Raw genomic sequence first — 15,500 nt, 5'->3', positions numbered from 1 at the left:
GACACGAGAACGGAATCATGGGCGCACAACTGCGGGTCTATAAGCAGAAGATCAGTTCTGCTCAGACGACCAAGAAGATCACCAAGGCGATGGAGCTCATCGCGGCTTCGCGCATCCAGAAGGCGATGGCGCGTGTGCGCGCGGCATCGCCCTTCGCGCGGGCCGTCACGAGCGCCGTCTCGGCGGTCGCCACGCACTCCTCCGTCGATCACCCGCTGACGACCGAGCGCGAGAACATCCGTCGGTCGGCCGTCGTCATCTTCACGTCCGACCGCGGCCTCGCCGGCGCGTTCAACTCGCAGATCCTCCGTGAGGGTCTCGAGCTGGCCGAGCTGCTCCGCTCGCAGGGCAAAGAGGTCGTCTACTACCTGGTCGGACGCAAGGCCGTCGGATACTTCCAGTTCCGTCGCATGCCGAGCGTCGCCCAGTGGGTCGGCGACACCGACACCCCGCAGTTCTCGACCGCCGAAGAGATCTCGGATGCCGTGATCGAGGCGTACCGCGCAGGCGGGGAGAACGAGGGCGGCGTCGACGAGATCCACCTCGTCTACAACCGCTTCGTCAGCATGATGACGCAGTCGCCGGAGTCCGTGCGCCTGCTCCCGCTCGAGGTGCTCGAGGCCGATGAGGCTCCCGCGCAGTCCGAGGTCTACCCGCTCTACGAGTTCGAGCCGGACGCCGAGACCGTTCTCGACGCGCTCCTGCCGACGTACGTCCAGAGCCGTATCTTCAACGCCCTGCTGCAGTCGTCGGCCGCCAAGCACGCCGCGACCCAGAAGGCCATGAAGTCGGCCAGTGACAACGCCGACAAGCTCATCACCGACTACACCCGCCTGCGCAACAACGCGCGCCAGGCGGAGATCACGCAGCAGATCGCCGAGATCGTCGGCGGCGCCGATGCCCTGGCATCCGGCAAGTAAGTTCCCAAGGAGAGAAGAAGCCATGAGCCTCACCGCCGAGAAGACCGACGCGGCCGTCGTCGGACGCGTCGCGCGCGTCACCGGCCCGGTCGTCGACATCGAGTTCCCGCATGACGCGATCCCCGAGATCTACAACGCGTTGAAGACCACGATCACCATCGGTGACGAGTCGACCGAGATCACCCTCGAGGTCGCTCAGCACCTCGGCGACGACCTCGTCCGCGCCATCTCGCTCAAGCCCACCGACGGCATGGTCCGCGGTCAGGACGTCCGCGACACCGGCGGCCCCATCTCGGTGCCCGTCGGAGACGTGACCAAGGGCAAGGTGTTCGACGTCACCGGTCAGGTGCTGAACGCCGCTCCGGGCGAGACCATCGAGGTCACCGAGCGCTGGGGCATCCACCGCAAGGCGCCGAGCTTCGACCAGCTCGAGTCCAAGACCGAGATGTTCGAGACCGGCATCAAGTCGATCGACCTCCTGACCCCCTACGTGCAGGGTGGAAAGATCGGTCTCTTCGGTGGTGCGGGCGTCGGCAAGACGGTCCTCATCCAGGAGATGATCCAGCGCGTCGCGCAGGACCACGGTGGTGTCTCGGTGTTCGCCGGTGTCGGCGAGCGCACCCGTGAGGGCAACGACCTGATCGGCGAGATGGAAGAGGCGGGCGTCTTCGACAAGACCGCCCTCGTGTTCGGCCAGATGGACGAGCCGCCGGGGACGCGTCTGCGCGTCGCCCTGTCGGCGCTGACGATGGCGGAGTACTTCCGCGACGTGCAGAAGCAGGACGTGCTGCTCTTCATCGACAACATCTTCCGCTTCACGCAGGCCGGCTCCGAGGTCTCGACCCTGCTGGGTCGCATGCCTTCGGCCGTGGGATACCAGCCGAACCTCGCCGACGAGATGGGTGTGCTCCAGGAGCGCATCACCTCGACGCGTGGTCACTCCATCACCTCTCTGCAGGCGATCTACGTCCCCGCCGACGACTACACCGACCCGGCTCCGGCGACCACGTTCGCCCACCTCGACGCCACCACCGAGCTCTCGCGTGAGATCGCGTCGAAGGGTCTGTACCCGGCCATCGACCCCCTGACGTCGACGAGCCGCATCCTCGACCCGCGCTACATCGGTGCCGACCACTACCGCGTGGCCACCGCCGTGAAGCAGATCCTGCAGAAGAACAAGGAACTGCAGGAGATCATCGCCATCCTCGGTGTCGATGAGCTCTCCGAGGAAGACAAGATCGTCGTGTCGCGTGCACGTCGCATCCAGCAGTTCCTCTCGCAGAACACCTACATGGCGAAGAAGTTCACCGGCGTCGAGGGCTCCACGGTCCCGATCAAGGAGACCATCGAGTCGTTCGACGCGATCGTCAAGGGCGACTTCGACCACGTCGCCGAGCAGGCGTTCTTCAACGTCGGTGGCATCTCCGACGTCGAGGCCAAGTGGGCGCAGATCCAGAAGGAGAACGGCTGACATGTCGTTGCGCGTGAGCCTGGTGTCGGCAGACGCCGAGGTGTGGACGGGGGAGGCCACGCTCGTCGTGGCCAAGACCGTCGAGGGTGAGATCGGCTTCATGCAGGGGCATGAGCCGGTGCTCGCGATCCTCGCCCAGGGCGAGGTGCGCATCACCCGCGCCGACGGCACGAAGATCCTGGCCAACGCCGAGGACGGCTTCCTCTCGATGGCGAACGACGAAGTGACGATCGTCGCCGGGAACGCAGCCCTGGTCTCCTGACACCGCTTCATCGCTGACGCGCGTCGCCCGATATCGGGCGGCGCGCGTCGCCTTTTCCGGGAGGATCCATGCTCGTCCTGCTGCCGCCGTCCGAGACCAAGAAGCCGGGCGGCGACGGTGCTCCGTTGTCGCTCGCGTCGCTGTGGGCGCCGTCGCTCCTGCCGCAGCGCGAGAGCGTGCTCGACGCCCTCGTCGCTCTGAGCGCCGACGAAGACACGGCGGCGCGCGTGCTGAAGCTCAGCCCGAAGCGTCGGCACGAGATCGCCGACAATGCCGCGCTCCGGTCGGCGCCCACCCTGCCCGCCGTCGACCGCTACACCGGGGTGCTCTTCGACGCCCTGGATGCCGGAAGTCTCGACGACGACGCCCGCGGCTGGCTCGCGGAGCACGTCGTCATCCATTCCGCGCCCTTCGGTCCGGTGGGTGCTCTCGACGGCATCCCCGCCTATCGCCTCGCGGCGGGGACCTCGATTCCCGCTCTGCCGGCACTGCGCCGCGTTTGGGCCGGCGCCGTCGGCGAGGCTCTCGCCGACGCCGGTGCGTCGTTTGTCCTCGACCTTCGTTCGGAGGCGTACGTGGCGCTGGGGCCTGTACCCGACGGCATGTCGTCGGCGTACGTACGCGTGGTCACGGAGGGGGAGGGAGGCGCCGTCCGCGCTCTGAACCACTTCAACAAGCACGCGAAAGGCGAGCTCGTCCGCGCGTTGGCGTCGAGCGGGGCGGAGCTGTCCAGCCGCGAGGACTTCCTCGGGTGGGCGAGGAAGAACGGGTGGACGGTGCGGCCGTCCGGTGAACGGGAGTTGCTCCTAGCAGTCTGAGACGGATGTCGACGAGGGGATGTCAGCGAACACTCAGGTTCGCTAGCATGACACGCGCGGGAGACGCCCGCCGGCTCTCGTGACCGCGGGGGCCGCTCGAGAGGATCGACGTGAACATCTCAAATCTCGCTTACTCCGACTACGGGACGACCAGTGCCGGCGAGGCGGCGGTTCTGGCCGTGGTGTACCTCTTCATCTTCCTGTTCAGCATCTTGGGCTACCTCATCAGCTCGTTCCTGCTCATGAAGGTCTTCGAGAAGGCCGGTGTCCAGGGCAAGTGGCGCGCCTGGGTCCCCGTCTACAACGCCCTCGTCTACGCCAAGCTGGGTGACTTCTCGCCGTGGATCCTTCTGGGTCTCGCCGTGGCCTCCGCCATTCCGATCCTGAACTTCCTCGCCGGTCTCGCGATCGTCGTCGCGCTGATCATGATCTCGTACCGGGTGGCCGCCAAGTTCGGACGCGACTGGCCCATTCTGCTGCTGTTCCTGCTCGGCCCTCTCGGTCAGTGGATCTTCCTCGGCATCCTGGGCTTCAGCAGCAACCGGTGGAACCCCGCCGCCGCCTCGCCGTCGCCGTGGGGCTCGTCGTTCCTCGCCGACAAGACGTTCTGGAACGGCATCCCCGCGCAGCCCGCGCAGAACGTCCAGGGTCAGAACGACGGCGGATACGGGGCGCCGGTCGCTCCTCCCGCGCAGGGCTACGCCCCGCCGGCGGCCCCCGGGTACGCGCCGCCGCAGACGCCGCCCGCCTCGGGCAGCACGCCGCCGCCGCCGGCACCCCCGGCCGGTCCGCAGGTCTGATCTCCGACCGGATCGTCGAGGGGCTCTCCGCCGTGTGCGGGGAGCCCCTCGTGTCGTCACGGGGATAGCGTGGAGTCATGACCCCCACCGATCTGCCCCTTCGCCCCGTCGGCCGCTCAGGACTTCGGGTGTCCGCCGTCGGCCTCGGGTGCAACAACTTCGGTCGTGTGGGTACGCCCACCGAAACGCTCGAGGGGACGAGGAACGTCCTCGACGCCGCCCTCGATGCGGGCGTCACGTTCCTCGACACGGCCGACATCTACGGCCGCTCCTTCGGCCTGTCCGAGACGCTCATGGGCGAGGCGCTGGAGGGGCGCCGCGACCGGGTCGTCCTCGCGACCAAATTCGGCCACGCGGACCTCGCGCCGGCGATCGTCGGCGGCGCGAAGGGCTCACGGGCGCACATCCGGCGCGCCGTCGAGGATTCGCTGCGGCGCCTGCGCACCGACTGGATCGACCTCTATCAGATGCACACGCCCGATCTCGAGACGCCCGTCGACGAGACGCTGGACGCGCTCGCGGATCTCGTCCGCGAAGGCAAGATCCGATACATCGGTCATTCGAACTTCTCGGGTTGGCAGATCGCCGAGGCGGATGCCGCGGCGGCGGGCGTCCGGTTCGTGTCGGCGCAGAACCAGTACAGCCTCCTCGCGCGAGCGGCCGAGCGCGAGGTGCTCCCCGCCGCCCGCCGCTTCGGCCTCGGCTTCCTCCCCTTCTTCCCGCTGCACAACGGCCTGCTCACCGGGAAGTTCACGCGCGAGGGCGGTCCGCACGACAGCCGCATCATGCGCCAGCGCCCGCACCTCTGGCGCGACGCGCCGTGGGACGCCCTCGAGCGGTACCAGGCATACTGCGACGCGCGGGGGATCTCGATGCTCGAGGCGACGTTCGGGTGGTTCCTCGCGAACCCGCTCGTCTCCAGCGTCATCGCCGGAGCCACCAGCGCGGCGCAGGTGCGCTCGAACGCCGCCGCCGCCACGGCGTGGTCGCCGAGCGTCGATGATCTCGCCGAGCTCGACGGAATCCTGGGGCTGCCGGCCGATCCCGCCGCGGGATGAACGCGGCACGGGGGAGGGGGCGCTCCGGCGCGTCCGCTGGCGATGCTCGCGTGTCGACTAGGATGACAGGGCCGCGCGGTTCCGCCGGCGCAGCTGTCGGCCAACCGGAGGATCATTCGTGCCCGAGGTGACCACCCACACGCGTACCGTCCCTCTCGGCGACGGCTCTCTCGAACTGCGCTGGGCGGCGAGCACCGACACGGGGCGTCGCCGCGAAGTCAATCAAGACGCGTTCCTCGCGGAATACCCTCTCTTCATCGTCGCCGACGGAATGGGCGGCCACCTCGGCGGCGAGATCGCCAGTGCCAGTACCGTCGACCGCCTGCGTGCCGTCGTCGAGTCGGGTGCGGTCTCGACGAAGAACATCGAGAAGGCCCTTTCCCGCGCCGTGAAGGACATCGTGGCGCATCCCGAGACGACGGACGAGGGGACGGGGACGACCCTCACGGGCCTCTATCTCGAGACGCACACCGAGGAACCGCACTGGGTGACCCTCAACATCGGGGACTCCCGCGTGTACCTGGTGCGAGATGAGGAGATCGTCCAGGTGACCACCGACCACTCGGTGGTGCAGGAGCTCATCGCGGCTGGCCGACTGAGCCCCGAAGAGGCCGAGAACCACCCCTACGGCAACGTCATCACGCGCGCCGTCGGGCCGAGCGACAGCGTCAAGCCCGACTACCTGCGTCTCGACGTGCTCGACGGCGACCGATTCGTGGTCTGCTCCGACGGTCTGACGAAGGAGCTCACCGATTTCGGCATCCGTCACTTCCTCGCGGCCAACGCCGACCCCGCGGCAGCGGTCGACGCCATGATGGCCGCCGCGCTCGAGAACGGCGGCCGAGACAACGTGACCATCGTCGTCCTCGACGTCGCGCGCCGCTCCGCCTGAGATCCGCTCTTGACCGCGCCTGGGCGCGGATTCTACGTTCGGCATATGACCTCCGCACCCGAACGGACGGCCGGTAAGGGCCTCGCCTCCGGAACGCTGGGCCTGTGGGGCTCGACCGTGATCGGTCTGGCATCCACCGCCCCCGTCTATTCCCTCGTCGCCACCCTCGGTTTCGTCGTCCTGGCCGTCGGTGCGCAGGCGCCCATCGCCTTCGTCATCGCATTCGTGCCGATGCTGTTCATCGCCTTCGCCTACCGTGAGCTGAACAACGAGATCCCGGATTGCGGAACGACCTTCACCTGGGGGACCAAGGCCTTCGGCCCGTGGATCGGGTGGATGGGCGGCTGGGGAGTGGCCGTGGCCGGCATGGTCGTGCTCGCCAATCTCTCGCAGATCGCCGGCATCTACCTCTGGTCGCTCATCGGCGACGGCTCGCTCGCCGAGAACGTGCCGCTCGTGACCGCGACCGGTGTCGCGTTCATCGCCGCGATGACCTACATCAGCTACCGGGGCGTCGAGATCGGCGAACGGATCCAGAACATCCTGCTCGGCGTGCAGTACCTCGTGCTCGCCCTGTTCGTCGTGCTCGCGCTGTGGAAGTTCTTCGACGGCACGGCGCCGAACCCCACCCCCTTCGACATCGCGTGGTTCAACCCGCTGGGCTTCACCGACTGGAGCGGCTTCACCGAGGCGGTGCTGCTGGCGCTGTTCATCTACTGGGGGTGGGACACCTGCCTCGCGCTGAACGAGGAGACGAAGGACCCGAAGCGCATTCCGGGCCGCGCGGCGCTGCTGACCACCGTCATCCTGCTCGGGACCTACGTCACCGTGACCGTCGCCGCGATGATGTACGCCGGAGTGGGGGAGGACGGCTCGGGGCTTGCGAACCCCGAGAACGCGGACGACGTGTTCCTGGCGCTGAAGGACGGGCTGTTCGGACCGTTCGGGTGGGTGCTCATCGTCGCCGTGCTCATCTCGGCGGTGTCATCGACGCAGACGACCATCCTCCCCACCGCTCGCGGGACGCTCGCGATGGCGGCCTACAAGGCGCTGCCGGCGCGGTTCCGGTCGGTGCACCCGCGCTACAAGACGCCGTCGTTCTCGACCCTGGTCATGGGGATCGTGGCGAGCGTCTATTACGTGGGGATGACGCTCATCAGTGACAACATCCTGCAGGACTCGATCCTGTCGCTCGGACTCGCGATCGCGTTCTACTACGCCATGACCGGGTACGCCTGCGTCTGGTACTACCGTCGTGAACTGTTCTCGTCGGGCAAGAACCTCGTCTATCGCGGCATCTTGCCGCTGCTCGGGGCCCTGATGCTGACATACGCATTCGTCCAGTCGGCCATCGACATGTACGACCCCGAGTACGGCTACACGGTGCTGTTCGGCGTCGGGGGCACCTTCGTCGTCGGCATCGGGGCCCTCGTCGTCGGCGTGGTGCTCATGGTGGTGTGGTTCGCGTTCCCCGGCTCGAAGCCGTTCTTCCGTGGCGAGAGTCTCAACCGAGAGACCGAGGTGCTCGTCCCGGACGAGCCGATCGCCTATCCGCGGTCGGTCGACGGCGGGATCTGAGGCGCGCAGCCGGGCCGCTCACGCGGTCGGTCGGGCGGCGAAGGGCATGCCCGCCCGGCGCGCCGATGGATCAGACCACGGCGCGGATCGAGCCGACGACACCCGCGCCGCCCGACACCGTGAGGGGCAGGAGCGCCAGCGTCTCATCGACGGCCTCGGTGGACAGGGCCCCGGCCCGCTCCAGCAGGCGCAGGGCCACCGCCCAGCCCGCACGGTTGGAGCCGTCGAGCATCTTCAGGGCGACGGTCGTTCCATCGGGCGCCGTCATGACCTGGACGCCTTCGGCGCCCATCTTGGAGAACACGCCGAGTCGTTCGATCACGATGGTGTCGGGACGACCCGGGCCGTCGACGGTCCAGGGGTGCTCCTTGACGGCGCGGACGAGCGCTCCCGCGCTGCGGTGCAGGGCGAAGGGCGAGCGCTCCGAGGAGGTGGCGATGCGCTGGATGGCGCGCGCGAGACCCACCAGGCTCATCGCGTAGACGGGGGCGCCGCAGCCGTCGATCGCCGTCGTGGTCATGCGCTCGCCGACGAGGCGCTCGAGCACCTCGCGGATGTGCACCTGCAGAGGGTGCTGCGGGTCGAGGTAGTCGGCCGTCGACCACCCGTTGGCCACGCACGTCAGCAGCATCGCGGCGTGCTTTCCCGAGCAGTTCATGCGCAGCGGGGAGGGGGCGCCGTGATCGCGGACGAGCTCATCACGCGACGCCGTGTCGGTGGGCCAGGCCGCGGGGCAGCCCAGGTCGTCTTCGGTGAGCCCGGCCGACTGCAGGATGTCGCGCGCCAGCTGGGCGTGGCGGTCGGTGCCGCAGTGGCTGGCCATGGAGATCGCGAGGCGCTCGTCGGCGAGATCGGCTCCCGCGGACAGGCACGCGAGGGCCTGCAGGGGCTTCATGCTCGAGCGCGGCAGGAATGCCGCCGTCACGTCGCCCAGGGCGAGCTTCTCGGTGCCGTCGGGAGCGAGCACGACGGCGACGCCGACGTGGCGTGATTCGACGAAGCCGTTGCGGTCGACGACGGCGAGTTCGACGGAGGCGGGGGGCGTGGTGGGCATCCCTTGATCGTATCCCGCCGACCCCCTTCCGCCCCGGTCGAGCCGCCCGTGCGAGTCGCCAGGATATGTCGCCTCCGACACGTTTCCGGCGACGGATTCCGGCGACTCGCGCGCGGGTACGGGGCAGACTGGGGGCATGTACGGAGAGCATCACTACCGCCTGCGCGCGACCTGGACCGGCGACCGAGGGACCGGGACGAGCGGATACCGCGACTACGACCGGTCCGTGACCGTGCAGGTCGACGGCAAGCCCGCGATCGCGGCATCCGCGGACACGCCCTTCCGAGGCGATCCGGCGAAGTGGAACCCGGAGGAGCTGCTGCTGGCCGCGCTGAGCGAATGCCATCTGCTGTCGTACCTGCACGCGTGTGTCACGACCGGCGTGGTCGTCACGTCCTACGAGGACGACGCCGAAGGGACGATGAAGGAGGACGGCAACAGCGGGGGAGCGTTCACCGACGTCGTGCTGCGCCCGCACGTCACGGTCGCCGAGGAGTCGATGGTCGAGGCGGCCACCGCCGCCCACCGTCAGGCCCGTGAGTGGTGTTTCATCGCGAACTCTGTCAACTTCCCGGTGCGTCACGAACCGGTGGTCACCGTCGGCTGAGCGGCGCCGTGGACGGCGGCGGGGCGACTCGTCGTACAGTGAGCGCATGCAGCTCGAACCCGCCCTGCGCCGTCTCGATCGGATCGCCGGGGGCCGGCAGGCCGATCATCGTGTCGCGGCGTCCGACGATCCGAAAGTGCGCCGGGCCTTCCGCGCGATGACGGTGCTGCTCGCCGCGGGGTTCGTCCTCGGGGTCGCGACGGTCGTCGTGGCGCTGTGGATGAGCCTGAGCGGTCAGGACGTCGGATTCGCGGTGTGGATGCGCTGTTTGGTGGTGCTGGGCATCACGACGACGCTGTTCTACTTCCTCTGGCGTGCACACGCGGGGTGGTACTGGGCCTTCCGGCGCCTGCAGCTGTTCAGTCGCATCTTCCCGGTGGTGGCGCTCGTGCTGGCGGCCATCCCCGGGCTGTACCCGTTCTGGGTGGTGACGGAGCAGATCCTTTTCGCCCTCCTGCTCATCGGGGTGTCGGATTACCTGCAGTCGGACGCGATGCGCGCGGCCTATCCCAAGCCTCGGCGCTGAGGTCTCGGCGTCCGGATGCCGCGGGAGCCGGCGTGCGGGAAGGGGACCGGTCCCTTCGACGGACTCAGGGACCTCGGGGTGCGGGCTCAGGGACTTCGGGGGGTGGGCTGAGGGCCGTGCGGGAGGCGGGCGGGAACGACGGAACCCCGCCGGCACGGGGCCGACGGGGTTCCGTTCGTGGGGGCGGGATCAGCGCACGTCGTCGTCGATCCAGTCCATCGACTTGGTGACGGCCTTCTTCCACAGGCGCAGCTCGCGCTCGCGCTCCGCGTCGTCCATGCTCGGCTCCCAGCGCTTGTCTTCCTGCCAGTTGGCGCGCAGGTCGTCGAGGTTGTTCCAGAAGCCCACGGCCAGACCCGCGGCGTACGCGGCACCGAGGGCGGTGGTCTCGGCCACGACCGGACGCACGACCGGAACACCGAGGATGTCGGCCTGGAACTGCATGAGCGCGTCGTTGGCGGTCATGCCGCCGTCGACCTTGAGCTCGGCGAGGTCGACGCCCGAATCCGCGTTGACGGCATCCAGCACCTCGCGCGACTGGAAGGCGGTGGCCTCCAGCGCCGCGCGGGCGATGTGGCCCCGGTTGACGTAGCGGGTCATGCCGACGATCGCGCCGCGGGCGTCGGGACGCCAGTACGGGGCGAACAGGCCCGAGAACGCCGGCACGAAGTACACGCCGCCGTTGTCGTCGACGCTCTCGGCGAGCTTCTCGACCTCGGGGGCCGAGGAGATGATGCCGAGCTGGTCGCGCAGCCACTGGATGAGCGAGCCGGTCACGGCGATCGATCCCTCGAGCGCGTAGCGGGCGGGCTGGTCGCCGAGCTTGTAGCCGAGGGTCGTCAGCAGACCGTTCTTCGAGTGGACGATCTCCTCGCCCGTCTGGAAGATGAGGAAGTTGCCGGTGCCGTAGGTGTTCTTGCTCTCGCCCGGGTCGAAGGCAGCCTGACCGAAGGTCGCGGCCTGCTGGTCGCCCAGGATGCCGGCGATCGGGGTCTCACGCAGCAACGACGACGACTCGACGGTGCCGTAGACCTCCGAGGAGGAGCGGATCTCGGGCATCATCGAGCGGGGCACGCCGAAGTCCGACAGGATGTCGTCGCGCCACTCGAGCGTCTCGAGGTCCATGAACAGGGTGCGGCTGGCGTTGGTGACGTCGGTGGCGTGCACGCCGCCGTCGATGCCGCCGGTGAGGTTCCACAGCACCCAGGTGTCGGTGGTGCCGAAGACGAGGTCTCCGGCTTCCGCCTTCTCGCGGGCTCCGTCGACGTTCTCGAGGATCCAGACGATCTTGGTGCCCGAGAAGTAGGTCGCCAGAGGAAGGCCGACGATGCTCTTGTAGCGCTCGGGGTCACCGTCGGCCAGGCGGTCGACGATCGACTGCGTGCGGGTGTCCTGCCACACGATCGCGTTGTAGACGGGCTTGCCGGTGTTCTTGTCCCAGACCACCGCGGTCTCGCGCTGGTTCGTGATGCCGACGGCGGCGATGTCGTGGCGGGTGATGTCGGCGCGGCTCAGGGCGAGGCCGATCACCTCCTGGGTGTTGCGCCAGATCTCGAGGGGGTCGTGCTCGACCCAGCCCGCGCGCGGGAAGATCTGCTCGTGCTCCTTCTGTCCGACGGAGACGACACTCCCGGACTTGTCGAAGATCATCGCGCGCGTCGAGGTCGTGCCCTGGTCGATGGCGAGGACGTAGTCGGCCATGGATGGACTCCTTTGTCTTGTTCAGTGAACGGGTGAAGAGAGGAAAGGGGAGGCGGGGGCGCCGGGCGACGCCCCCGCGACGGTGTTACTTGCCGAGGCTGAGGAGCACGGGGGCCAGCAGACCCGCGAGCAGGCCACCCACGAGGGGGCCGGCGACCGGAACCCACGCGTAGCCCCAGTCGCTGGAACCCTTGCCCTTGATGGGGAGGATGGCGTGGGCGATACGGGGGCCGAGGTCACGTGCCGGGTTGATCGCGTAGCCGGTGGGGCCACCGAGCGAGGCGCCGATACCGACGACGAGCAGGGCGACCGGGACGGCGGCGAGTCCACCGATGCCACCGGGGACGCCGATGTCGGCCACGCCGTAGTCGCTGAAGCCGAAGATCACGAAGACCAGCACGAAGGTCGCGATGACCTCGGTGAGGAAGTTGAAGCCGTAGGAACGGATCGCGGGGCCGGTCGAGAACACGCCGAGCTTCGCGGCGGGGTCGGGCTCGTCGTCGAAGTGCTGCTTGTACGAGGCCCAGGCGAGCACGGCGCCGATGATGGCACCGACCATCTGCGCGGCGACGGCCACGAGGAACTGGACGAAGGCGATCTTCCCGGCGACGAGGAGGCCGATCGAGACGGCCGGGTTCAGCTGCGCACCGGAGTACGCGGAGACGATGACACCGGCGAAGACGGCCAGGCCCCATCCCCAGTTGACCATCAGGGTGCCGCCGGCGTTGCCCTTGGTCTTGGCCAGGGCCACGTTGGCGACCACGCCGCAGCCCAACAGGATGAGCATCGCGGTGCCGACCACCTCCGAGAGGAAGTACAGCCCCAGGTTCACTTCTTGCATGTCGTCATCGACCTTTCTTTTCTCGCCCGGCCACCTTCGGCTCGAGCGGTGATGCGGCTCGGTGTTCCGAACCTATGCGCGTCGTGCGGGCGCGCGACAGGTGGCGCGCCCGCACGTTCTCTCAGATTCGCGCGACCCCGGCCTGAGCCAGGTCGACCCGGTGCGCGGAGCGCAGGATCTCGGTGGTGCGGCTGATCTCGTCGTCGACTCGATCGGCGTCCCAGCCGAGGGGACCCGCCACGGCCTCGGCGACCTCGCGGAGCGTGCGCTCGGTCATGCCGCCGACGAAGGCCAGGTGGGTACGGCGCAGCAGGACGTCGATCAGGTGCACGACCTGCTCGTTCGCCGCGATCCACTCGAGCTCTTCGCGGTAGTACCCGGGGGCGTCTTCGACCGGGGTCGGATCGGCCGGCAGCACGTCGAGGATCGCGTCGGCCCGCGTGCCGTAGCGCTCGAGCATGGCATCCACGAGTTCCGCCGAGTGAGCATTCGTGCGCGCCGAGATCCACCGGCGACGCTGCTCGGGCGTCGCGGGGAAGCCGGCGCCGCCGCCGATCGACAGGCCCTGCGTGCTCACGCGGTGCGGGCGACGGAGCTTCTGCAGCGTCTTCATGCTGAGGTGCTCGGCGAGGGCGCGGAAGGTGGTCCACTTGCCGCCCACGAGGCTCATCGCGGGGGTTCCGGCGATCTCGTCCTCGACGATGCGGTAGTCGCGCGAGACGAAGCCGGGTGCGGTGTCGTCGTGGCGGGGGAGCGGACGGATGCCGGAGAACGTGTAGACGATCTGCGAGCGGTCGACGCCGACGGTCGGGAAGACGTGGCCGATGAGGTCGAAGAAGTACTCGATCTCGTCGTCGGTGCACACGACGGGCTTCGACGGGTCGGCGTCGATGTCGGTGGTGCCGACGAGGACGCGGTCCTTGAGCGGGTAGATGAGGACGATGCGGCCGTCGGAGTGCTCGAAGAAGATCTCGCGTCCCCCGGTCGCGGCGAGCAGTTCGGGGTTGTCGAGCACGATGTGCGAGCCCTTGGTGCCACCCATGAACTGGGTCTTCAGTCCCATGGCCTCGTTGGCCAGGTCGGTCCAGGGGCCCGCGGTGTTCAGGATCACCTTGGACTTCACGGTGAACTCCTCGCCGGACACCTCGTCGCGCACGCGCACGCCGTTCGCGTCGGCGCCGACAGCCGAGACGTAGTTGACCGCCTGCGTGCGCCCGGCGCCCGCCTCGATGCCGTCGCGCAGCACGTCGAGGGCGATGCGCTCGGGGTCGTGCATCGAGGCGTCGAAGTAGGTGGCCGTGTAGGCGAGATCGTTGTTGAGCTTGGGCAGCTCGGCGAGCGACTTCTTCTTGCCGAGGAACTTGTGCCGGGGGACCGATCCGCCGTCGCGCGAGAAGGTGTCGTACATGATGAGGCCGACCTTGATCAGCAGGGCGCCGCGCTCGTTGGGCTTGCCGCGTCCGTGCGTCACCAGCAGGCGGAACGGGGCGGACAGGATGCCGGAGAACGTCTTGTAGATCGGGATCGTCGTCTCGAGCGGCTTGACGTAGTGGGGGGCCGTCTTGAGCAGGTCGTTGCGCTCGGTGACGGCTTCCTTGACGAGACGGAACTCGCCGTTCTCGAGGTACCGGATGCCACCGTGCACCATGTGGCTGGAGGCGGAGGACGCACCCGACACGAAGTCCCCGCGCTCGACCAGGGCGACGCTGACGCCCTGCAGGGCCAGGTCGCGCAGGGTGGCGAGGCCGTTGATGCCTCCACCGATGATCAGGACGTCGAGGTCTTCGGCGTCGCGGAGCGCCTGGACGTCGGGGCGGAGCGCCGGGACATCCGCGCGGGGCGAAGAAGTGGGGGACGACATGTCGACTGCGACCTTTCGTTGTTGGTACGACGATCAGGATGCGCTCGTCTGCACGTTGTTGCAAGCCCCTTGAACAAACGTGCAGAATGGTGTTCATGAAGGTGTCCAGACAGTGACGACGCAGGCGGAGGAGCGCTCCCGAGACGCGCTGCGCGCGGCTCAGCTGTACTACATGCAGGACCTCACGATGGATGCCATCGCGCACGAGATGCGCGTCTCGCGGTCCTCGGTGTCGCGGTTGCTGCAGCACGCCCGCGATGTGGGGCTCGTCACGATCTCGATCAGTCCGCCCGACGACGCGCGCGGCCAGATGGCTCAGCGCATCGCGGACCGCTTCGGCATCACCGCGCACATCGTCCCCACACCCCCGCGCACGTCCGAGGCCGAGCGTCTGGAGCGAACCGCCCTCACCGCGGCGCGCATCCTCGCCGAGCGGGTCGAGTCGTCGATGACGGTCGGGGTGGCCTGGGGATCCACCCTCTCCGCCATGGCGCGCCACGTGCCGCAGAAGGACGTGCACGACACCCACATCGTGCAGATGAACGGCGCCGCGAACGTGCGCACCTCCGGCATCCCCTATGCGGGGGAGATCCTGTCGAAGTTCGGTGCGGCATGGTCGTCGTCGGTGCACCAATTCCCGGTGCCGGCGCTCTTCGACGATCCGCGCACGAAGCAGGCCATGTGGCGCGAGCGCTCCGTGCGCTCGGTCCTGGAGATCCAGCAGCGCGTCGGTCTGTTCGTCTTCGGACTCGGCTCGCCCCACGCGGACGTGCCCTCGCACGTGTACAGCGGTGACTACTTCGACGAGCGCGACCGCGCGGTGATCGAGCGCGAGGGCGTCGTCGGCGACTGCGCAACGGTGTTCTACCGTGCCGACGGCTCGAGCGACATCCCCGAGCTCAACGCGCGCTCCAGCGGGCCCGATCTCGACACGGTCCGTCGCATCCCCCGGCGCTTCTGCGTCGTGTCGAGCCTGTCGAAGCTCGACGGGCTGCGCGGGGCGCTCGCTGCGGGCCTGGTGACGGAGCTCGTCGTGGAGGAGTCGCTCGCGCGACGCCTGCTCAGCGTCACGCGCTGACCGGTCGGAATGCCAGGCCGCCCCGGCGTGGAA

The 15,500-nt window shown here is 68.6% G+C and carries 15 protein-coding genes; 11 read left to right on the top strand and 4 right to left on the bottom strand.

Annotated elements, in window-relative coordinates; genetic code table 11:
* Positions 1-17: 17 nt before the first annotated feature.
* The 8 genes from AB0230_RS01545 (at position 18) to AB0230_RS01510 (ending at position 7,799) form a co-directional block, all read left to right on the top strand.
* The gene (locus tag AB0230_RS01545; protein WP_298874924.1) at positions 18-920 is read left to right on the top strand and encodes a F0F1 ATP synthase subunit gamma; all 903 of its coding nucleotides are present in this window, start codon (positions 18-20) and stop codon (positions 918-920) included.
* Between the two features lie 22 nt (positions 921-942).
* Positions 943-2,391 carry a F0F1 ATP synthase subunit beta gene (gene atpD / locus AB0230_RS01540; protein ID WP_315993174.1) on the top strand — a complete coding sequence of 483 codons (1,449 nt, stop codon included), beginning with the start codon at positions 943-945 and terminating at the stop codon, positions 2,389-2,391.
* Between the two features lies 1 nt (position 2,392).
* On the top strand, positions 2,393-2,653 hold the full coding sequence (locus AB0230_RS01535; protein WP_315993173.1) for a F0F1 ATP synthase subunit epsilon: 261 nt from the start codon (positions 2,393-2,395) through the stop codon (positions 2,651-2,653).
* Between the two features lie 68 nt (positions 2,654-2,721).
* On the top strand, positions 2,722-3,471 hold the full coding sequence (locus tag AB0230_RS01530) for a peroxide stress protein YaaA (protein WP_366373551.1): 750 nt from the start codon (positions 2,722-2,724) through the stop codon (positions 3,469-3,471).
* Between the two features lie 110 nt (positions 3,472-3,581).
* Entirely contained in the window at positions 3,582-4,271 is a 690-nt protein-coding gene (locus tag AB0230_RS01525; RefSeq protein ID WP_363392754.1) for a DUF5684 domain-containing protein, read from the top strand.
* 77 nt (positions 4,272-4,348) lie between these two features.
* Positions 4,349-5,329 (top strand): aldo/keto reductase, encoded by a 981-nt coding sequence (locus AB0230_RS01520; RefSeq protein ID WP_366373549.1) that lies wholly within the window; start codon positions 4,349-4,351, stop codon positions 5,327-5,329.
* 118 nt (positions 5,330-5,447) lie between these two features.
* Entirely contained in the window at positions 5,448-6,221 is a 774-nt protein-coding gene (locus AB0230_RS01515; RefSeq protein WP_315993169.1) for a protein phosphatase 2C domain-containing protein, read from the top strand.
* A gap of 45 nt (positions 6,222-6,266) precedes the next feature.
* A complete protein-coding gene (locus AB0230_RS01510) occupies positions 6,267-7,799 on the top strand; it encodes an APC family permease (RefSeq protein ID WP_363392747.1) in 1,533 nt (510 codons plus the stop codon).
* Positions 7,800-7,869: 70 nt separating this feature from the next.
* Here AB0230_RS01510 and AB0230_RS01505 read toward each other — a convergent pair whose 3' ends face one another.
* The gene (locus tag AB0230_RS01505; RefSeq protein ID WP_363392744.1) at positions 7,870-8,853 is read right to left on the bottom strand and encodes an asparaginase; all 984 of its coding nucleotides are present in this window, start codon (positions 8,851-8,853) and stop codon (positions 7,870-7,872) included.
* Positions 8,854-8,989: 136 nt separating this feature from the next.
* On the opposite strand from AB0230_RS01505, the gene AB0230_RS01500 reads away from it, so the two are divergent.
* Both AB0230_RS01500 and AB0230_RS01495 read left to right on the top strand, forming a co-directional pair.
* On the top strand, positions 8,990-9,460 hold the full coding sequence (locus tag AB0230_RS01500; protein ID WP_363392741.1) for an OsmC family protein: 471 nt from the start codon (positions 8,990-8,992) through the stop codon (positions 9,458-9,460).
* 46 nt (positions 9,461-9,506) lie between these two features.
* Positions 9,507-9,986, top strand: a complete 480-nt coding sequence (locus AB0230_RS01495) for a hypothetical protein (protein ID WP_315993165.1) — start codon at positions 9,507-9,509, stop codon at positions 9,984-9,986.
* Between the two features lie 189 nt (positions 9,987-10,175).
* Here AB0230_RS01495 and glpK read toward each other — a convergent pair whose 3' ends face one another.
* The 3 genes from glpK to AB0230_RS01480 all read right to left on the bottom strand — a co-directional run bounded on the left by glpK (position 10,176) and on the right by AB0230_RS01480 (position 14,389).
* The gene (glpK, locus tag AB0230_RS01490) at positions 10,176-11,687 is read right to left on the bottom strand and encodes a glycerol kinase GlpK (protein ID WP_363392738.1); all 1,512 of its coding nucleotides are present in this window, start codon (positions 11,685-11,687) and stop codon (positions 10,176-10,178) included.
* Between the two features lie 85 nt (positions 11,688-11,772).
* Positions 11,773-12,528 carry an MIP/aquaporin family protein gene (locus tag AB0230_RS01485; RefSeq protein ID WP_366373545.1) on the bottom strand — a complete coding sequence of 252 codons (756 nt, stop codon included), beginning with the start codon at positions 12,526-12,528 and terminating at the stop codon, positions 11,773-11,775.
* A 121-nt stretch (positions 12,529-12,649) separates the two neighbouring features.
* Complete coding sequence (locus AB0230_RS01480) at positions 12,650-14,389, bottom strand: glycerol-3-phosphate dehydrogenase/oxidase (RefSeq protein ID WP_315993162.1); 1,740 nt, start codon at positions 14,387-14,389, stop codon at positions 12,650-12,652.
* A gap of 112 nt (positions 14,390-14,501) precedes the next feature.
* On the opposite strand from AB0230_RS01480, the gene AB0230_RS01475 reads away from it, so the two are divergent.
* The gene (locus AB0230_RS01475; RefSeq protein WP_315993161.1) at positions 14,502-15,467 is read left to right on the top strand and encodes a sugar-binding domain-containing protein; all 966 of its coding nucleotides are present in this window, start codon (positions 14,502-14,504) and stop codon (positions 15,465-15,467) included.
* Positions 15,468-15,500 lie beyond the last annotated feature (33 nt).

Source organism: Microbacterium sp. NPDC089190, assembly GCF_040701795.1.
Classification (GTDB): domain Bacteria; phylum Actinomycetota; class Actinomycetes; order Actinomycetales; family Microbacteriaceae; genus Microbacterium; species Microbacterium galbum.
This window is presented reverse-complemented; position numbering and strand designations above follow the sequence as displayed.